Raw genomic sequence first — 17,848 nt, 5'->3', positions numbered from 1 at the left:
ATTTATGCCCCTTCCCGCAGCTTATCCAACACCGAGCGATCTTCTAGGGTTGAGGTATCCCCAGTCACTTCCTCTCCCGCCGCTAATGACCGCAACCACCGCATGATTTTGCCAGATCGGGTTTTGGGCAGGGCATCACTAAAGCGAATTTCCCCCGGCCGGAAAGGGCTCCAATAATCGGTGTTATGCGGCAGGTTCAACATCTCCCCAAAACCCCATCTCTCGGATTTGCTCAAAGTTTGGTAGCAATAACTCCAGGCCAAGCATGGCTTCTAGCTCATCAGCCTGTTTCAGCGTGATCTCACCCCGTGTCGCGGCATAGGAAATCTGCCCTAGCATAATCAACCGAGACTCGACTGGGAAATTATGAGTCAACCCCGTCTGGACTCGCGATTTGATGTCTTCATAGATGGCTGCCCTCAAAGACTTTGCCATAATCAAGCTCCTTGCGCGTCAATGCGATTGAATTCCCTTGATAACTAACTAGCATTAAAACCTTGACTTGCTTCTCTTTGTCCCACCGTAAAGCATTTTTAATGCCTCGATTCAGCATCTCTAGCTCTTCTGGGTTCAGACTTCTGTTTACATGATAGGCAATTTGACCAGACTGATACTTCCCTTTGCGGACTCCAGCCTGAACGGCACTGAGGATATTTCCTGTACTGGCCTTAAGTTCCTTGAACTCCCAATCTTGGCCATTAACCATCGCATCAAACTTTTTTCCCTCCCCTCGCTCATTCACCAACTCCACCGCGTTCCCTTGCCTCGCTAAAGACTCTGCTACAAAAACTTCTGAGGCAAAACTCTCCCCTCGATTATGCCCCTGATGAATGAGAACATAGCCGCCAGTCTGCTCATCAAAGTAGTATTTCTCATACTCTGTCCCAGCAGTTTCATAGGCGATGCGGTTCTGAGCAATGGGGTTCACAGTGAGTTCTGATGATAGCCAGTTGTTAGGACACCCTACTTGGCCTGGTATCTAGGCTCCTTCCCGCAACTTATCCAATACCGACCGATCTTCCAGGGTTGAGGTATCTCCCGAAATTTCTTCCCCCGCTGCTAAGGATCGCAACAACCGCCGCATAATTTTTCCTGAACGGGTTTTGGGTAGAGCATCACTAAAGCGAATTTCCCCCGGCCTGGCCAACGCGCCAATTTCACTGACAACGTGCTGCTTCAGGGTTTTGATCAGGTCTTCATCCACATTCACATTATTTTCTAACGTGACAAAGGCAACAATTTCTTCCCCTTTCACCGGATCCGGCTTACCGACCACGGCTGCTTCGGCCACTGAGGGATGCGAGACTAACGCCGATTCAATTTCCATGGTGCCTAAGCGATGCCCAGAAACACTAATCACGTCATCCACCCGGCCCATGACCCAGAAATAGCCATCCTCATCTCGGCGGGCCCCATCCCCAGCAAAATAGACGTACTTCCCATCTTTCGGGGCAATATGCTCCCAATAGGTGCGGCGGAAACGGTCATCATCGCCATAGACGGTTCGCATCATCCCAGGCCACGGATACCTGACCACCAAATAACCACCATCGTTATCAGCTACAGGATTGCCCTCTAAATCCACCACATCCGCCAATATTCCAGGGAAAGGTTTGGTGGCCGAGCCAGGTTTTGCCGGAATCGCTCCAGGCAGGGAGGTAATCATGTGTCCGCCGGTTTCCGTTTGCCACCAGGTATCGACAATCGGACAGCGTTCTTGACCAATAATCCGGTGATACCAGATCCAGGCCTCGGGGTTAATCGGTTCGCCCACTGTGCCTAAGAGTCGCAATGAGGACAAGTCACGGGCCTGGGGCAGATGTTCACCCATTTTGATAAAGGCCCGAATTGCGGTGGGAGCGGTATAGAAAATCGTCACGCCATACTTTTCAATCACATCCCAAAAACAACCGGGATTGGAGGCCCGCGGCGCACCTTCATACATCAGGGTTGTCGCGCCATTGGAGAGTGGCCCATAGACGATATAACTGTGGCCCGTAATCCAACCCACATCAGCGGTACACCAATAGACATCCATATCGTTGAGGTCAAACACCCATTTCGTGGTCATGTGGGTATAGAGATTGTAGCCGCCGGTTGTATGCACCACCCCTTTTGGTTTTCCAGTTGAGCCAGAGGTATAGAGGACAAACAGCATATCCTCGCTATCCATGGGTTCTGCTGGACAGTCCGCACTCGCCCCTTTTTGTAGGTCATGCCACCAATGATCTCGGCCGGGTAGCATCGGAATGGTTTGTTTCGTGCGTTGAACCACCAAGACATTTGCCACAGAGGGAACTAAATCACTGCCTAAGGCTTTATCCACCTGTTCTTTCAGCGGGACAATCGCATCTTTCCGCCAACCCCCATCGGCTGTAATCACCAACTTGGCCTGGGCATCATTGAGGCGATCGCGCAAGGCTTCGGCACTAAATCCACCAAAAACCACACTATGGGGCGCACCAATTCGGGCACAGGCCAACATCGCAATCGCTGCTTCGGGAATCATCGGCATATAAATCCCGACTACATCCCCTTTCGTAACACCGAGTTGCTTGAGGACATTGGCAAATTGGCAGACTTCCCGATGGAGTTGGGCATAGGTGTAGGTGCGAGAGTCTCCGGGTTCGCCTTCCCAAATCAGCGCCGCTTTGTTTTTGCGCCAGGTTGTCAGATGTCGGTCTAAGCAGTTGTAGGAGATGTTGATTTTGCCGTTGACAAACCATTTTGCGTGGGGCGGTTGCCAATCGAGGACTTGATCCCAGGCCTGGAACCAGTGGAGTTCTTTGGCTGCGAGTTCGGCCCAAAAGGTTTCGGGGTTGGCCTGGGCCTGGGCATAAAGGCGTTCATACTCGGCCTGGCTGTTGATCACCGCATTGGCAACAAAATCTTCCGGTGGGGCAAAGCTGCGGTGTTCGTTGAGAATGGACTCAATCGGTGTGGAAACCATAGGGCAACTGCAATCAGGCTAATCTTTCTATCCTATGACAGGAGTTGACTTGAGGGAACTTTGGCTTGGGTGTCAAGTTATGATTTTGCCTGAATCAGAAAATTACATGGGAGATATTATAACCGCTTCAATAATTCCTCGTATTCAGAATGTTCTCCAATCCAAAACCAGTAAATATGATTATCCTCTAACAGGCCCAATACTCGATAATTGAGACTGATCCGAACAGAGTAAATGGGTTGATGTTGGCTGACTCGCTTAAATTGAAGGCTGCTATGGTAGGGGTCTAACCGCCAAAATTCATAAGCCTTGGCTGCTTGTTTCTGAATGGCTACGGGGAGTGATTCAATCTTTTTACGGAATGTTTTGGTTACGCTTGATTTCATTGATCTGAACAAACCGGAAATATTTCAGAGAGAGGATTAATTTCGCCCCTACTAATCTCTTGTCTCACCATTGCAGCTATTTGAGTCCATTGATCCTCTGTTGTTGCTTCAAACTGTCGATTCCAGTGTTGTTCATCCTCGATTTCAGCTAAAAAACGAGCCGCAATCGCATCTTGGTCAATTGGAGCTAGTTTTCTCAGTTGGGCAATGGCCTGTTCAAGTAATTCCGTCACGAGATATTCCTTTAAAAAATCTATCTACTAATTGTATTTCTATTACTTACAGCTTTGCTTGGGCTTGGCCTGGAACCAGTGCAATTCTTTTTCTGCCAATTTGTCCCAAAAGGTTTCGGGATTTTCCTTGGCCCTGGCTCGAAATTTGTTGACACAAAAAAATGTTCAACTCAGTCAACCTTAACTAAACTCTGTCAGAATTGTAGAGACAGGAAAACTGGCAAATAAGATTTTATGGAAAGAATTAAAGTTGATTCTCAAATCCATTTTGGTAAGCCTTGTATCGCTGGAACTCGGATTACAGTGCTGAATATCCTGGAGCTCTTGAACGAGGGAGTTCCTTTCGCCGAGATCATTCAAGACTATTACCCTGATCTTGAGGTTGAAGACATCCAGGCCTGCCTACGTTATGCCATCGCCCTAGTCGCATCTGAAGAAATTCACCTCGCCTCGGCCTGATTGTGAAATTCCTCCTTGACCAAGACGTATATGCCTTGACAGCTAGATTTTTAGTTGAGTTGGGGCATGATGTTGTTCTAGTGTCTCAACTTGGTTTATCCCAGGCCAGTGACGAGCAGATACTTCTGACCGCCCAAGAGCAACACCGGATCCTCATTACAAGAGATAGAGATTATGGCAATCTGGTTTTTGTCAAAGGTTTCGGCTGTGGTGTACTTTATCTGCGAGCTTTACCATCCACAATCAATGCTGCCCACACTGAACTGGAAAAAGTGATTCAAACCTATTCTGAACAAGAACTTGCTGGTGCTTTTATTGTGATTGAGCCAAATGGTTATCGACTGAGAAAACCTTTATCGTAAGGAATTTCTGAGCCTTCTATCCCAGGCCTGTCACCAGTGCAATTCTTTTTCTGCCACTTCGGACTAAAAGGTTTCGGAGTTGGCCTGGGCCTGGGCATAGAGACGTTCATACTCGGCCTGGCTGTTGATGACTGCATTGGCAACAAATTCATCTGGTGGGGCAAAGCTGCGGTGTTCGTTGAGGATGGACTCAATCGGCGTGGAAACCATAGGGCAACTGCAATCAGGCTAATCTTTGCTATCGTAGGACAAGAATTAACACAATAAAAGTAAAGCGCATCGGAGAACGAAAGATTTTCTGGAAGACTGAAGATACATACTATCACTAGCGTCAACGATCACAGAGTTTGATTTATGCAGTCTAAAATATTAACTGATCTAACACACAAGACTTAATCTCCTTCTACTGCATGACGCATTGCAAGAAAAGCCTCTTTCACTGGTTGACTTACAGAACTTTCCGATTCAGCAAGGATTAATTTTTGATACTCTTCAAGAAAGCTAGTGCGCAGTCTATGGAATAAGTGTAGGTAATGCCTAATAAAACCTATGCAATCAAGAACGACAAATTCTATGCCATTAGTTTCCAGATATAAAGAACACGCATAATCTTGTACTTCTGATGTAATCTCATCTGTTGTAACAAAAATATAGTTGTCAGGCTTGTCTTGAATGACACTAAGCTTTTGTAAGGCACGGTCTATATCTTCCTTGCTGACACGTTTGTCTTTCATTTCATAACTTGTGATTACTTTATCATCGTTAACAAGGGTAATTTCAATATCTCCAATTGCTCCAGTTTGAGAATCTGCGGCATTGTGAGAGTGAAGTGAAGCTACTGTCTCTCCTAAATGTTTTTGGGCAGTATTGTAAGCTGCGACAACAATCAGAACAGGAAGACGGCTGGTTCCTTTTAGATTTAAATGTTGCTCAATAAGCTTGATAATATTTTCCGAAGAAAGAGGAATTGCATCTTTTGTGGTTTCCAATGCTTGCAAAAGTTCTCTAATTCTCTGCTATCTTTGATCTCTGAGAATTATAAGTAAACGAATGACTTCAGCAAGAAGATCATTAGGAAGAACTCGATTATTGTAAACATCATCTAGTAAATCAAGCACGTTTGTATAGAGTTGAGGAGGCCTACCAACTAGATTTAAGCCTTGAACCAAAGTCTCATTTCTGTTCCTTAATGCTGGGGTTAGAAAGGCTGTTGTAATGTTGCAAGGTAAATTATACTTGTTCACAAAAGGTGTAATGTACTGTTCATCATAGGTTCGACCAGAAAAAGAGTCTTCACCTCCAATTTGTGTGTATGGTTTTCTTATGTCAACTTTTGGATTATGAATCTTGGCAAGAAGACAAGACATTAATAGTCTAGCACCAGCTCGATTGCTAAGATTTTTGGAAATGTACTCACACTTTTGTCTAATCTGATCATTAGCTACAACGACTTCTTGTAAGTTTGCAGCTACTCGCTGAAAAGCAACTTCAAGGATTTCTGATGGCTCTGGCATTCTGTTTCTCCCTGTTTTTGAATTTCATAGTTTACCCAAAGTACTTCTGTTCGTTCTTGTTTAAGATTGTCAGTGCTTGTATTGGTAGAGTGAGCTTTTTTAGGAGGAGATTCAATATAATCCCAGTCTCTATATAGCTCGTTCATTAGTTTACAGTGATAGCCAGATAGCGCAACTTTGCCTTTCACATTTTTGAGTACATCTGCCAATTCTCGATGTTCTGAATCATTCATTTCAAAGCCATAAGCATTTTTATCAGATCGGGAATCATGCGGGTAAGGAGGATCGCAATAAAAAAGGGTTTCTTCGTTGTCATAGCGTTGTATAACCTCAATTGCTGATGAACACTCGATTTGAACTCGGAGAAGTCTCTGGACAATTTCAGATAACCCCTCTACACTACCTAGCCATCGAGATACTGCTCCTGCCATACCAGAACGACTTGTCATCTTGCAGTGTGCCCAACGTCCTACACTGGCTGTTTGTGCTAGTCCCGTTCTAACTTGTCGGGCCCTAACAAAAAAACGACGAGCTCGCTCCAAGTCAGAAGCATTACTAAGTGGCTCTTCTACTGCAATTCTCAACTCCTCTCTTGAAAAAGGGGTAAGTCCAATTAACTTTATTAATTCATCAGATTGATCTCTAAGAACACGAAAAAAATTTACTAGCTCACCATCAATATCATTATATGTTTCAATAGGAGATGGCAAACGATTAAGTAGCACAGACGCACTTCCCCCAAACGGTTCACAGTAGTGAATTGCCTTCGGTAATAGTGGAAGTAACCAATCAAGGTGTGAATATTTACCGCCGTACCATCCAAATGCAATAACCTTAGACATTTCTGTGTTTCCATCCTGATTTTTGGCAAAGTCCAACTTTTTATAGAGCTTTCATGCACTCTTTTCCTGAAATACTCGGTAGCTTGCTCACACAACTGCCATAAATGTCTCAAAAGTTTCTTCTGGAATGGGTAAGCCATCCACTTCTAATGCCGCAACATAGCCTGAGATTGCTTCCTTGATATTAGCTAAGGCTTCTTCTTTGGTCTGCCCCTGGCTAATGCAACCCTTGAGGCTCGGACATTCCGCAATCCAGTAGCCATCTTCATCTCGATATACGATAACTTGTCTCATTTGCTAATTACCCCTCAAGGAGTAAGATTTCCTATATTTTAGGTAACTTTTGAGCTTCCCCTCCCAGGTGATGTCTAATAGAAATTTGGATAAAATTCTTGCCATTTTCGGCAGTAACCTTTCTGATGAAGACATTTTGATAATCGTTGTAACCGCCGGAGATGACATAATCAGTTTCTCTCTAATCACTTATTAGCAACACTAAAGTATTTGGCATGGGGATGATAAGCAATGATCGCTGTCGTGGATTGCTCCGGATAAATTTGTTCGCTTTCATCCATATAGAGGTCAATGCGAGCCGTATCCAGTAATTCTAATTGCTGAAATTGATCCTGAATATTGGGACAGGCCGGGTAGCCAAAACTATAGCGAGAGCCTTGATAGCGTTGGGCTAAAACATCACGGATATTATCGGGATCAAACTCCCCAAACCCTAACTCTTTACGGATCCGGGCATGAACCCACTCAGCCAAGGCTTCGGCCACCTGAACCGCCAGGCCATGGAAGTATAAATAATCCGTGTATTGGTTGCTGGCAAAAAGGGATTGCGCAAATTCAGTAGCAATATGGCCTACTGTCACGGCCTGCATTGGAAAGACATCAAACTGCCCCGATTCTACAGGTAAGAAAAAGTCAGCAATACAGAAGCGGCGGCCGGAGCGTTGACGGGGAAAGGTAAAGGTGGCAATGGGAGAGTCTGGGGTTTGCCCAAGTTTGATTAGCTCTGGATCATAAATCTGGAGTGAGTTACCCAGCGATTGACAGGGAAAATAACCATAGATGGCCTGGGGATGGAGTAAGTTTTCAGCAATTACCCGCTGTTTCCAAATCTCTAAAATGGGATAAACTTTTTCACATAAAAACTGATCGTATTCTTCCCGAGACTGCTCTTTCGGTTTACGGAATTGCCATTGTCCAGCGATCAGGGCCTGTAGATCCAAATACCAAAAGATGTCTGATAGGTTAATGTCATTGGGTGTTAAAACTTGGGTTCCCCAGAAGGGTGGTTGGGGGCGAGTAACATCGAGGGTGACGAATTCAGAGCGCGTGGTATCTTCTGGAGTTTCAATGACTGGAACGTTCGCTTCATTTTCAAGATCAACCGTTTCTTTAGCTTTTTTGTGACCATTCCCATTAGCTTGATCTAAAAATCCTTGCCGATCATCCCAATTATTCTTAGCCTTAGCGGGCATGAGTTGATCCATAAAGTGCAAATCGGCAAAGGCATCTTTTCCATAAATGACTTGACCGTGATAGACGTTTTGGCAATCTTCATGGACGAATTTCGGAGTTAAAGCGGCCCCACCTAAAATCACTGGAACTGTAATTCCCCGCTCGTTAAAGACCTCTAAGTTCTCTTTCATAAACGCCGTAGATTTGACCAATAACCCACTCATGGCAATACAGTCGGCCTGGTGTGATTCGTAGGCAGCAATGATATTTTCAACCGGCTGTTTAATTCCCAAATTAATCACTTTATAACCATTGTTACTGAGGATAATATCCACCAAGTTTTTGCCAATATCGTGAACATCCCCTTTGACCGTGGCAATAATAAATACCCCTTTGCCGTTCCCGCCCACGTCCTGTTTTTCCATGTAGGGTTCAAGATAGGCCACAGCAGATTTCATCGTTTCGGCGGACTGAAGCACAAAGGGAAGTTGCATTTGCCCCGAACCAAACAATTCGCCGACCACTTTCATCCCATCTAACAGGAATGTATTAATGATTTCTAAGGGGGGATAGATTTCTAATGCTTTTTTGAGTTGTTCCTCTAAGCCAATTCGTTCCCCATCAATAATGTGTTGTTTGAGTCGCTGTTCAACAGGTAAGGCAGCATCTTGGGTACGATCGCGTTTCGTGGTTTTCCCGGCAAAAACGTCTGTTAGCTTTCCGAGGGGGTCGTAAACACAAATCCCATCGGCATCAAATTCCCGTCGATCATAGATTAAATCCTGACAGAGTTGCTGATGGTCGGGTTCAATCCGCGCTAACGGTAAAATCTTGGCCGCACTGACAATCGCGGCATCCATCCCAGCCTGCATCGCTTCATGGAGAAACATTGAGTTTAAGACTTGCCGGGCCGCCGGATTTAAGCCAAAGGAGATATTAGAAACCCCCAACAAAATATGACAGCCGGGTAACTCTTGGCGCATTTGGCGAATGGATTCAATCGTGGCCAGGCCATTGGCGCGATCTTCTTCAATCCCGGTGGAAATTGGCAATGCCAGGGGATCAAAGAAAATTTCGTGCGCGGGAATGCCAAACTCTAAGGCGGCTCGATAGGCCCGTTGGGCAATAGCAAATTTTTTCGCTGCTGTCCGGGCCATCCCCTCTTCATCAATCGTCCCCACGACAATCCCCGCCCCGTAGGTTTTCGCCAGTTCCAGAACTTTATAAAATCGGGGTTCGCCATCTTCAAAGTTGGTCGAATTGAGCAGGCATTTTCCCCCGGCCACTTTTAAGCCCGCTTCCATTTTTTCCCATTCCGTGGAGTCGAGCATTAAGGGCAAGGTGACATTGGTAACGAGTCGAGACACGAGATTATGCATATCCCGCACCCCATCCCGGCCAACATAGTCCACGTTGACATCGAGAATATGGGCTCCTTCGCGCACCTGTTCCCGCCCTAGAGCCACCAGGCCATCCCAGTCTTCCGCATTGAGCATTTCCCGGCATTTTTTCGAGCCACTGGCATTGAGTCGTTCGCCAATAATTAAAAAGGAGTTGTCTTGGTCGTAGGGTTGGGGACTATAAATTGAAGCCGCCGCGGGAATAATTTCAGGGTGGCGTTCTTTCGGGGTCAGGGTTTGGGCAATTTCGGCCAGGGCCTGGATATGATCCGGACGCGTCCCACAACAGCCGCCAATCACCTGAACGCCTAAATCTTCCACAAACCGACTCAGAGCCAGCCGCAATTCCATCGGTGTGAGTTTGTAATGGGCATGGCCGCCAATATTTTCCGGTAAGCCCGCATTGGGAATACAAGAGACGACAAACGGCGAATGTTTTGTTAAATAGCGAATATGATCGGCCATCAAGTCGGGGCCGGTAGCGCAATTCAAACCCAAAATATCAATCGGGTAGGGTTCTAGGATCGTCAGGGCGGCTCCAATTTCCGAGCCTACCAGCATCGTCCCCTGTTGTTCCATCGTTACGGATACCATAATCGGCCGCCGGTCGCCTTTTTCCTCAAAAACTTGCAAGATTCCATTCAAAGCCGCTTTGATTTGCAGCACATCCTGACAGGTTTCCACAAGGAATAAATCTACCCCACCATCCCACAGGCCCCGGGCTTGTTCAGCAAAGGCTGCTTGGAGGGTATCGTAGTCAATATGACCGAGGGTTGGCAGTTTCGTCCCCGGCCCCATAGATCCGGCGGCAAATCTGGGTTTATCCGGTGTCGAAAATTCGGTGGTCAGGCGTTTCGCTAATTCCGCCGCGGTTTTGTTGAGTTCGTAAGCGCGATCGGCTAGGTCGTATTCCGCTAAAACTATGGAAGTGCCGCCAAAGGTATCCGTTTCAATCACATCCGCCCCGGCCGCGAGAAAATCCCGGTGAACCTTGGCCACGGCCTCTGGTTTGGTAATGACGAGATATTCATTACAGCCTTCATATTCCTTGCCACCAAAGTCTTCTGCGGTCAGGTTTTGCACTTGTAGGTTAGTTCCCATGGCCCCATCAAAAACCATGACGGGCCGGTTGGGACTGTGGAGACGGTCAAGGAATACAGAAGCCATAAAGTTGCGGGGTTAGGAATGCCAGAGATCCGTTAAGTCTAAAACAAAATTTGGTAACACTTCATCGCCTGTGAGTTGAGTCGGCCGTTCTAACATGACTGGAACTTGTTCAGGACGATAGACCCAGGCCTGGTTTAATAACGGCACAATCAACCAACCTAAACGCGCCCCATTGTTGATATATTCAGACATCTTGGCCTGGAGTGTTGGGAGATGATCTGACGGTGAGGCTAATTCCAAGACAAAATCAGGACAAATTGGGGCAAAGCCTTGTTTTTCTGCATCCGTTAATTGTTGCCACCGCGCAAGAGAAACCCAGGCCAGGTAAGGAGAACGCACCGCTCCATTGGGTAACAAAAATCCAGCCGAGGAGTCAAACACAAGTCCTAACCGCGCCTGACGATTCCAGGCCACAAAGTAGTAGATCAAATCAGCATTCTGTCGCCCGGTTTCACTCCCTGCGGGGGCCATTTGGATTAACTCACCTTGAGAATCACGTTCTAATCGTAAGTCGGGCCGGGCCGCACAAATCTGCCTAAATTTTGCGAGGGAAATAGGAGTTGAGACCGCTGTGCTTAAGAGAGAGTACATAAGTCTAAAACAAAATTCGGTAACACATCATCCCCGAAGAGTTGGGCCGGACGTTCTAACAGCAAAGGAGTTTGGTCAGGACGATAGACCCAGGCCTGGTTTAATAACGGCACAATCAACCAACCTAAACGCGCCCCATTGTTGATATATTCAGACATCTTGGCCTGGAGTGTTGGGAGATGATCTGACGGTGAGGCTAATTCCAAGACAAAATCAGGACAAATTGGGGCAAAGCCTTGTTTTTCTGCATCCGTTAATTGTTGCCACCGCGCAAGAGAAACCCAGGCCAGGTAAGGAGAACGCACCGCTCCATTGGGTAACAAAAATCCAGCCGAGGAGTCAAACACAAGTCCTAACCGCGCCTGACGATTCCAATACCAAAGTTGCCCTCCCAGTTCTAAATTACGATGCCCAGTTTCACTCCCAGCGGGGGCCATTTGAATTAACTCACCTTGAGGATCACGTTCTAATCGTAAGTCGGGCCAGGCCGCGCAAAGTTGCTGAAATTCTGCCAAAGAAATCGTTGTTGTTAATGGTGGGGGTACAGGTGAAGACATGGCTACAACAATTTCAATCAATTCTTCAGTCTTAACTAAGAAATCTATTCTATTAAACTCTACTGATAACCATAACATTAACCGGATTTATCTGGCACGGTTCATGTCTGAATAGAGATTAGCTGACTGTCAGGTTGTAAAAAATAAGCCAGATCATTCCAACCACCAGGCCAACCGTAATGATCCCAACTAAATCCGTTTTAACGCTGGGTTGTTGAGGACGTAGCCAGCCTTGGAGCTTTTGATTGACAAAGGGCATCCCCAGCCAGGTCAAAAAGCCAACGCTAATGATATTACCCAAGAGCATACTCGTTGCCAGGGGGCGGGGAAAATAAGGGGCAATGGTTAAGTTAATGATCATCACCGTCGGGTAAAGGCACAAGATGACGGCAATGGCTTGTTTCCAGGGCGGGGGCGGGGTAGGGGTGGATGAATTGACACGGGCGGGAAACCAACCAGCAAAACTGCTAACCACAGGCCGGACTTCAAAGGATTCCACTAACGGCTCTAATTCCTTGAGGAGTTTCTGACGCTGGGGTGAGGCTAGCCAAGCATTTAAGTGATCGGGGCTGTCAAACTGAACCACATCTACCCATTCGTGATCCGTATCGTAATGGGGCGGAAAACAATCAAAACTGACAAATCCGGAAAATTGCCGATGCACCATTGTTGCTTTTTCATGCCACTTTTGAAAGGCTTGTTCATAACCTGGCTTAACCCGATTGGTAAAAATAACCGAAACCAACTGGCCGGGGCGGTTATCAGTCAGTAAAATCTGTTGTTTTGCCGGGGCAATAAATATGTCCGTTGTTGTTTTCAGCAGTGCTTCCCGTTCAGCGGAATTGAGCCATTGTTCCAGGTTTGCTAGGGTCCGAAATCGAAAAATCACAACCCAATCGGCTTGAATCCCAGGCCTGGGGGGAAGTACTTCATGCCCCAAAAAACCAGGATAACGGGCCAGGGTTTGACTGACTTGCTCTTGCCAGCTTTGATAATCGTCCAAACAGCCTGGTTTAATTTGAAAGGAAATTAAGGCAATTGCTGCGGCCGTTGGCTGGGGCAGAATCATCGGTTAACCCAGGAAAAAGGACTTAGGAATGACCGATCCTTAAGGCCTTGTGTGAATGATCATGTCTAAATCTACTCCCTAATCCCGAGTAATTCTATGATTTGACTTAGATATTCACACGATTTAATGGAACCTGACTATGACCCAGGCCGATGATGAAACCTTTATGCGGCGGGCAATTGCACTGAGTGAACAGGCAGGATTGATTGAATGTACAGGGGGGCCTTTTGGTGCAGTGATTGTCAAGGATGGCGAAATTATTGCCGAGGGCTATAACCATGTGGTCGCCGCAAAAGATCCCACCTGGCACGGGGAAATGGAGGCAATTCGCAAGGCCTGTAAAGTTCTCGATACCTTTGATCTAAGCGGCTGTACGCTCTATACCAGTGCCGAACCTTGTCCAATGTGTGCCGCAGCTTCTTTTTGGGCCAGAATTGACCGGATTGTCTTTGCTGCCCATTGTGAAGATGCCCTCAAGTATGGGGATTTTGACGACACAGCTATTTACGAAGACTTGGCGAAACCACCGATGGCGCGGAAAATTCCCCACTCAGAAATTTTACGGGGAGAGTCTGTCGCCGTCTGGAAGCGCTATCAGGAAAAATCCGATCGAGTGCAGTATTAAGCCCAGGCCTGGAAATTGCTCCAAACTTTAGTTGAACTATAAAGATGCGGGTCAGGGTTCACAATCTAAAGCCAAGACAGTGATTTAGTCTTTAGGGCTATACACCTGATTCGGACTGGCTTTGAAAAGGTTCCCACAAGAGGATAGGGATTTACTATATCTCTCATTTGTAACGTTTATTTGCACTTTGTAAAGTTCTGTTGCACAATGTTGACTAGGAGGAAGAGATAGCCATTGCTCGGAAAACCGGGTTTTGCTGATGTATCACTCTCTTATCTGACTTATGGTTTACACAACTGAAGCTGGACGCTTAACCCTCAATCCCATTAACACAGCCGTTCAAGACACCACGACCCTCTTCAACTGTCTCAGTGTGGATGACAAATTGGGCTTGCTTTGGTTTCTCTACACCGAATGCGGTCGCTCGATTACAGCCGCTGCTCCGGGAACAGCCCGTTTACAACTGGCAGAAGGGTTGCTCAACCAAGTTAAATCTCTGAATTTTGATGCCCAACTCCAATTCATGCGGGATTTAGTCACTCACACTGCTACTCACCTCACCCAGGCCTATGGTGTCTTCAGCCCCAACACAAAACTAGCCTTCTGGTTCCAACTGGCTGAATTGATGCGTCAAGGCTTTGTCGTCCCCATGCCCCCTGGTTATGCCCTCTCTCGGGATGCGGAACAAGCTTTTACAGCCATCAAGAATCTTGATTTTGGTCAACAAATTACCGTTTTGCGGAATGCGGTTGTTGAGATGGGTGTTGATCCCTTCCAAGACTAAGAACGGCTAGATTACATCCACTCAGCCCCTAACTTTTGATCGTTTAACCAGGCCATCTCCAATGTGTTGGTTTCAGGTCATCAGTCTAGGGGTTTGGTGTATCTAGTCAGAATTTCATTCACAACCCCAATCAGGAGAAACGTGTCATGACGGCTCTACTAGAACTGAACGCGGAACAACTTTTAGAAGAATTACCCCAACTTCTGAACGAGTCCCAAATCTCCGAGACGATTAGTGCCTACTTTGCGGCTCTCAATGCAGAAGCTTATGCTGATATAGTGGCCCTCTTTGCAGCGGATGGGATGTTGTTTCCGCCCTTTGAAGATGCAGTGGTTGGTCCCAAGGCAATTAGCCATTATCTCCAGGCCGAGGCAGTCGGGATGCGCGCCATTCCCGCAACCTATCAACTGATTAGAACTAATAACTCTACCAATGAGCAACGCGTTTTAGTCCGTGGTTCTGTCCAATTGCCCTTGTTTAATGTCAACGTGGCCTGGGATTTTTGTTTAACCGTGTCAGGGAAAATTAAGTCTGTCCGGGTTAACTTGTTAGCCAGCTTAGAAGAATTAGTCAAGTTCCGCTCTCAATAAGGGGCCTGCAGGGCTTGTGAATCGTGATTTGACCGCCACTATGGTTATTCCAGGTATATAGATTAAGCATGATTTAAGTACCCTTAAGCGTACAGCCCCCTACTGATGTGAGGATTCGAGACTATTGTGCCGCTTAATATCCGATTATGCATCGAAATGACTCCATAAATAGAGGTAGGAATCCCCAGGCCTGGTTGCTTTAGGAGTGTTGATGTGGTGGCAATCTTACATTGCTAAGGTGTCATTTTGAATCTCAACTGCCACCGTGATAGCAGTAGAACTGAGCCATCAGATAGGGCATCCCCAAATGATCAGTCATGCGAGTGGTATAAATACAGTGTTGACATCCTCCCCGCCCTGTAGGTTGCGTGTAAAGCAGGGTTAGGATTCCTTGGATCGCCGGGAGCCCAATGACTTTACCCTCACCAAGAGTTCTTTGCGAGATGCCCTCCCGCTGTTGTTTGCCCTGATCCTCCAGGTTCCTCCACTCTACGGTGCGAGACTCTGGCGATGTGGCGGATTTCCTGTCCCGATTATAACAAAGCCGCCCTAAAGTGCGGGGCTTGCATCCCATTTCTTTGGTCAAGAAGCTATCTACCATCAGTTCTATTCACTCTCGCTACTGTCAAGACAGCCGTTGTTCTCCTTCATGGTGCAGGGCCAGATAGTGGCGGTAATCATTCGCCCACTCCACAAATGCAGCAGCATCGCCAAGCAAACCCTGATTGTCTTGATAGAAAAAGTCTTCCGACTCTAGATATTATTTGGTTTTCATTGATGCTGAGTTGCTTGGCAACAGCGACAAGGACATCCAAGGGTTGGGGGGATTAGTCTTATCAATTTTTTTTGATATATTGAACTCAGCCGAGTAGTTGTATGTACGTGAGGAAACCCCATGGCCTGGCGAGTTGGGATTAATGGCTTTGGCCGGATTGGACGGTTGGCCCTGCGGGCGGGTTGGGAGCGACCAGAGTTAGAATTTGTCCACATCAATGAAATTAAAGGCGGTGTGGAAACTGCGGCCCATTTATTGAAGTTTGACTCTGTCCAAGGGATTTGGCCGCCAGCAGTTGTGCCAAAAGATGAGCAGGTTTGGATTCAGGATCAGGCTCTCAGCTTTTCCGAGTTTGCTACCCCGACGACTGTGCCCTGGCAAGAATTGGGGATTGAGCTAGTTTTAGAATGTTCCGGTAAGTTTCGCCAACCCGAGCAACTGGCTGCCTATTTTGAACAGGGAGTCAAGAAGGTCATTGTCGCTGCCCCGGTCAAATCCCAGGCCTTGAATATTGTCATGGGGGTGAATGATCATCTCTACGATCCCCAAGCCCATCATCTCCTCACCGCCGCCTCCTGTACCACCAATTGTTTAGCCCCGATTGTCAAAGTCATTCATGAGGGCCTGGGGATTGAGCATGGCTTAATTACAACCCTCCATAACGCCACCAATACCCAAGTGGTTGTGGATGCCCCCCATAAAGATCTGCGCCGGGCCCGGTCAACCCTCATGTCCCTAATTCCCACGACGACGGGTTCTGCTACGGCAATTGGGATGATCTACCCAGAACTTTTAGGCAAACTCAATGGCCTGGCGGTGCGGGTTCCCTTGCTCAACGCGTCCCTAACGGATTGTGTGTTTGAAGTGGCCCGGCCCACGACAATCAATGAGGTCAATCAACTCCTCCAAACGGCGGCGGAAACGACCCTCCAAGGGATTTTAGGCTATGAAGAACGCCCCTTAGTCTCTGTAGATTATTGCCGCGACCCCCGTTCTGGCACTGTAGATGCCCTGTCAACAATGGTAGTGGATGAAACTCAGGTGAAAGTTTTGGCCTGGTATGACAATGAATGGGGCTACTCAAATCGGATGGTGGAATTGGCTCAAAAGGTTGTCCAGCTTGGATAGAAAATTATTCCCCAGGCCTGGGTTTGGCACTGTGCGGCAGGCCCCAACCGAGTTTCTGGCGTAGGACATGGAAGAACTCCGGATCCCGTAAGCGAATAAAGCGGGCAGCATAGGGCGAGCGACTGACAAAGACCTGATCTTCCGGCTGAATATAACAACTGGCATTCCCATCCACAACCATAATTAAATGGCGAAAGGGGTTGGCTGGATAGATGCGGACAGGTTCAGTATTGGCAAAAACAAGGGAGCGCGCGGCCAAGGAATGGGGACAAATGGGGACGAGTTGGGAGACATTCACCCCCGGTGTAATCACTGGCCCACCTGCGGACAAAGCATAGGCCGTTGAACCTGTCGGTGTGGAGAGAATTAACCCATCAGCGGCAATATCCACCCGCGCGTGTGACCCCACATCCACCTCAAAGTGGCACATTCCCGTCAACGGTTCTTTATGTAAAACCATCTCATTGAGGGAGAGTGCTTCCCAAATCACCACCCCACCGGGATTGCTACAGCCATTTTTACGAATCACCTGCACCGTGAGCATAGTCCGGTCTTCAACGGTGTATTGACCATTAACCAACTGCTCAAGGGCCTGGGGCACCTCTTCAACATAGGCTTCGGTTAAAAACCCCATGTGACCCGTATTGATGGTTAAGAGGGGAATGCCACAGGGGGCGAGTTGCCGAAAGGCCGATAACACCGTACCGTCTCCACCCAACACCAAGGCAAATTCCATCTCGGCATCAAATCCCGGCGGAGTCAGGCAATCAATCGGGGTATGACAAACGGGACTATCTGGGCGGGAATAGCCTAAAATGCCACCAACTCCTGTGGCCATGCCAACCCGCCAGCCCCAATTTTCTAGTTTGTCCTTGATCTCCATAGCCAGATTGGCGGCCGCTGGTTTGGCTTCGTTGTAGATGATCCCTGCTTTCACGATTGCGATGTA

23 protein-coding genes and 2 pseudogenes are annotated in these 17,848 nt (G+C 47.3%); 6 read left to right on the top strand and 19 right to left on the bottom strand.

The annotated features are described in order from the left end of the window. Positions 1–2 precede the first annotated feature (2 nt). The 7 genes and pseudogenes from RIF25_RS08405 to RIF25_RS17230 all read right to left on the bottom strand — a co-directional run. Positions 3–203, bottom strand: coding sequence for a hypothetical protein (locus tag RIF25_RS08405; protein WP_322878102.1), 201 nt, complete (start codon positions 201–203; stop codon positions 3–5). Continuing rightward, a complete protein-coding gene (locus RIF25_RS08400; protein WP_322878101.1) occupies positions 184–435 on the bottom strand; it encodes a hypothetical protein in 252 nt (83 codons plus the stop codon). Before RIF25_RS08400 ends, RIF25_RS08405 begins: the two co-directional genes overlap by 20 nt. Continuing rightward, the gene (locus RIF25_RS08395; protein WP_322878100.1) at positions 404–928 is read right to left on the bottom strand and encodes a CdiA C-terminal domain-containing protein; all 525 of its coding nucleotides are present in this window, start codon (positions 926–928) and stop codon (positions 404–406) included. Before RIF25_RS08395 ends, RIF25_RS08400 begins: the two co-directional genes overlap by 32 nt. A 51-nt stretch (positions 929–979) precedes the next feature. Further along, positions 980–2,950: an acetate--CoA ligase gene (gene acs / locus RIF25_RS08390; RefSeq protein WP_322878099.1), complete on the bottom strand. Its 1,971-nt coding sequence runs from the start codon at positions 2,948–2,950 to the stop codon at positions 980–982. A gap of 116 nt (positions 2,951–3,066) precedes the next feature. Further along, positions 3,067–3,336 (bottom strand): ParE family toxin-like protein, encoded by a 270-nt coding sequence (locus RIF25_RS08385; protein WP_322878098.1) that lies wholly within the window; start codon positions 3,334–3,336, stop codon positions 3,067–3,069. After that, the gene (locus RIF25_RS08380) at positions 3,333–3,569 is read right to left on the bottom strand and encodes a hypothetical protein (protein WP_322878097.1); all 237 of its coding nucleotides are present in this window, start codon (positions 3,567–3,569) and stop codon (positions 3,333–3,335) included. The genes RIF25_RS08385 and RIF25_RS08380 overlap by 4 nt, the downstream gene beginning before the upstream one ends. 42 nt (positions 3,570–3,611) lie before the next feature. Further along, a pseudogene (locus RIF25_RS17230) lies at positions 3,612–3,704 on the bottom strand (acetyl-coenzyme A synthetase N-terminal domain-containing protein); the annotation flags it as partial. 99 nt (positions 3,705–3,803) lie between these two features. On the opposite strand from RIF25_RS17230, the gene RIF25_RS08375 reads away from it, so the two are divergent. Both RIF25_RS08375 and RIF25_RS08370 read left to right on the top strand, forming a co-directional pair. After that, positions 3,804–4,028, top strand: a complete 225-nt coding sequence (locus RIF25_RS08375; protein WP_322878096.1) for a DUF433 domain-containing protein — start codon at positions 3,804–3,806, stop codon at positions 4,026–4,028. A 2-nt stretch (positions 4,029–4,030) separates the two neighbouring features. After that, complete coding sequence (locus RIF25_RS08370) at positions 4,031–4,390, top strand: DUF5615 family PIN-like protein (protein ID WP_322878095.1); 360 nt, start codon at positions 4,031–4,033, stop codon at positions 4,388–4,390. Positions 4,391–4,453: 63 nt separating this feature from the next. Here the strand turns inward: RIF25_RS08370 and RIF25_RS08365 are convergent, their stop codons facing one another. The 9 genes from RIF25_RS08365 to RIF25_RS08325 all read right to left on the bottom strand — a co-directional run bounded on the left by RIF25_RS08365 (position 4,454) and on the right by RIF25_RS08325 (position 12,997). Continuing rightward, positions 4,454–4,600, bottom strand: a complete 147-nt coding sequence (locus tag RIF25_RS08365) for a hypothetical protein (protein ID WP_322878094.1) — start codon at positions 4,598–4,600, stop codon at positions 4,454–4,456. A gap of 182 nt (positions 4,601–4,782) precedes the next feature. Continuing rightward, on the bottom strand, positions 4,783–5,388 hold the full coding sequence (locus RIF25_RS08360; RefSeq protein ID WP_322878093.1) for a restriction endonuclease, SacI family: 606 nt from the start codon (positions 5,386–5,388) through the stop codon (positions 4,783–4,785). Between the two features lie 18 nt (positions 5,389–5,406). Further along, the gene (locus tag RIF25_RS08355; RefSeq protein ID WP_322878092.1) at positions 5,407–5,904 is read right to left on the bottom strand and encodes a hypothetical protein; all 498 of its coding nucleotides are present in this window, start codon (positions 5,902–5,904) and stop codon (positions 5,407–5,409) included. After that, positions 5,859–6,746, bottom strand: coding sequence for a DNA adenine methylase (locus RIF25_RS08350; RefSeq protein ID WP_322878091.1), 888 nt, complete (start codon positions 6,744–6,746; stop codon positions 5,859–5,861). Before RIF25_RS08350 ends, RIF25_RS08355 begins: the two co-directional genes overlap by 46 nt. 87 nt (positions 6,747–6,833) lie before the next feature. Beyond that, positions 6,834–7,040 (bottom strand): type II toxin-antitoxin system HicB family antitoxin, encoded by a 207-nt coding sequence (locus tag RIF25_RS08345; protein WP_322878090.1) that lies wholly within the window; start codon positions 7,038–7,040, stop codon positions 6,834–6,836. A 185-nt stretch (positions 7,041–7,225) separates the two neighbouring features. Next, positions 7,226–10,780, bottom strand: a complete 3,555-nt coding sequence (gene metH, locus RIF25_RS08340) for a methionine synthase (RefSeq protein WP_322878089.1) — start codon at positions 10,778–10,780, stop codon at positions 7,226–7,228. Between the two features lie 12 nt (positions 10,781–10,792). Further along, on the bottom strand, positions 10,793–11,371 hold the full coding sequence (locus RIF25_RS08335; RefSeq protein WP_322878088.1) for a Uma2 family endonuclease: 579 nt from the start codon (positions 11,369–11,371) through the stop codon (positions 10,793–10,795). Next, positions 11,356–11,928 (bottom strand): Uma2 family endonuclease, encoded by a 573-nt coding sequence (locus RIF25_RS08330; RefSeq protein WP_322878087.1) that lies wholly within the window; start codon positions 11,926–11,928, stop codon positions 11,356–11,358. Before RIF25_RS08330 ends, RIF25_RS08335 begins: the two co-directional genes overlap by 16 nt. 118 nt (positions 11,929–12,046) lie before the next feature. After that, on the bottom strand, positions 12,047–12,997 hold the full coding sequence (locus RIF25_RS08325; RefSeq protein WP_322878086.1) for an antibiotic biosynthesis monooxygenase: 951 nt from the start codon (positions 12,995–12,997) through the stop codon (positions 12,047–12,049). Between the two features lie 139 nt (positions 12,998–13,136). Here RIF25_RS08325 and RIF25_RS08320 point away from each other — a divergent pair, with 139 nt between their 5' ends. The 3 genes from RIF25_RS08320 (at position 13,137) to RIF25_RS08310 (ending at position 14,996) form a co-directional block, all read left to right on the top strand. Then, positions 13,137–13,622, top strand: a complete 486-nt coding sequence (locus RIF25_RS08320; protein WP_322878085.1) for a nucleoside deaminase — start codon at positions 13,137–13,139, stop codon at positions 13,620–13,622. 283 nt (positions 13,623–13,905) lie between these two features. Further along, positions 13,906–14,406 carry an orange carotenoid protein N-terminal domain-containing protein gene (locus tag RIF25_RS08315; protein ID WP_322878084.1) on the top strand — a complete coding sequence of 167 codons (501 nt, stop codon included), beginning with the start codon at positions 13,906–13,908 and terminating at the stop codon, positions 14,404–14,406. A gap of 146 nt (positions 14,407–14,552) precedes the next feature. After that, the gene (locus RIF25_RS08310; protein WP_322878083.1) at positions 14,553–14,996 is read left to right on the top strand and encodes a nuclear transport factor 2 family protein; all 444 of its coding nucleotides are present in this window, start codon (positions 14,553–14,555) and stop codon (positions 14,994–14,996) included. A 253-nt stretch (positions 14,997–15,249) separates the two neighbouring features. Here RIF25_RS08310 and RIF25_RS08305 read toward each other — a convergent pair whose 3' ends face one another. Both RIF25_RS08305 and RIF25_RS17225 read right to left on the bottom strand, forming a co-directional pair. After that, complete coding sequence (locus RIF25_RS08305; RefSeq protein ID WP_322878082.1) at positions 15,250–15,597, bottom strand: hypothetical protein; 348 nt, start codon at positions 15,595–15,597, stop codon at positions 15,250–15,252. Between the two features lie 24 nt (positions 15,598–15,621). Next, positions 15,622–15,811, bottom strand: a pseudogene (locus RIF25_RS17225) (antitoxin TumA). Positions 15,812–15,891: 80 nt separating this feature from the next. On the opposite strand from RIF25_RS17225, the gene RIF25_RS08300 reads away from it, so the two are divergent. Beyond that, positions 15,892–16,899 carry an ArsJ-associated glyceraldehyde-3-phosphate dehydrogenase gene (locus RIF25_RS08300; RefSeq protein WP_322878081.1) on the top strand — a complete coding sequence of 336 codons (1,008 nt, stop codon included), beginning with the start codon at positions 15,892–15,894 and terminating at the stop codon, positions 16,897–16,899. Positions 16,900–16,903: 4 nt separating this feature from the next. On the opposite strand, the gene RIF25_RS08295 is transcribed toward RIF25_RS08300, so the two are convergent. Continuing rightward, the gene (locus RIF25_RS08295) at positions 16,904–17,839 is read right to left on the bottom strand and encodes an NAD(+) kinase (RefSeq protein ID WP_407682371.1); all 936 of its coding nucleotides are present in this window, start codon (positions 17,837–17,839) and stop codon (positions 16,904–16,906) included. Between the last annotated feature and the right edge of the window lie 9 nt (positions 17,840–17,848).

Origin of the sequence: Pseudocalidococcus azoricus BACA0444, assembly GCF_031729055.1 — a bacterium.
Classification (GTDB): Bacteria; Cyanobacteriota; Cyanobacteriia; order Thermosynechococcales; family Thermosynechococcaceae; genus Pseudocalidococcus; species Pseudocalidococcus azoricus.
Note: the sequence above shows the minus strand (reverse complement) of the source record. Positions and strands in the feature narration are given on the sequence as shown.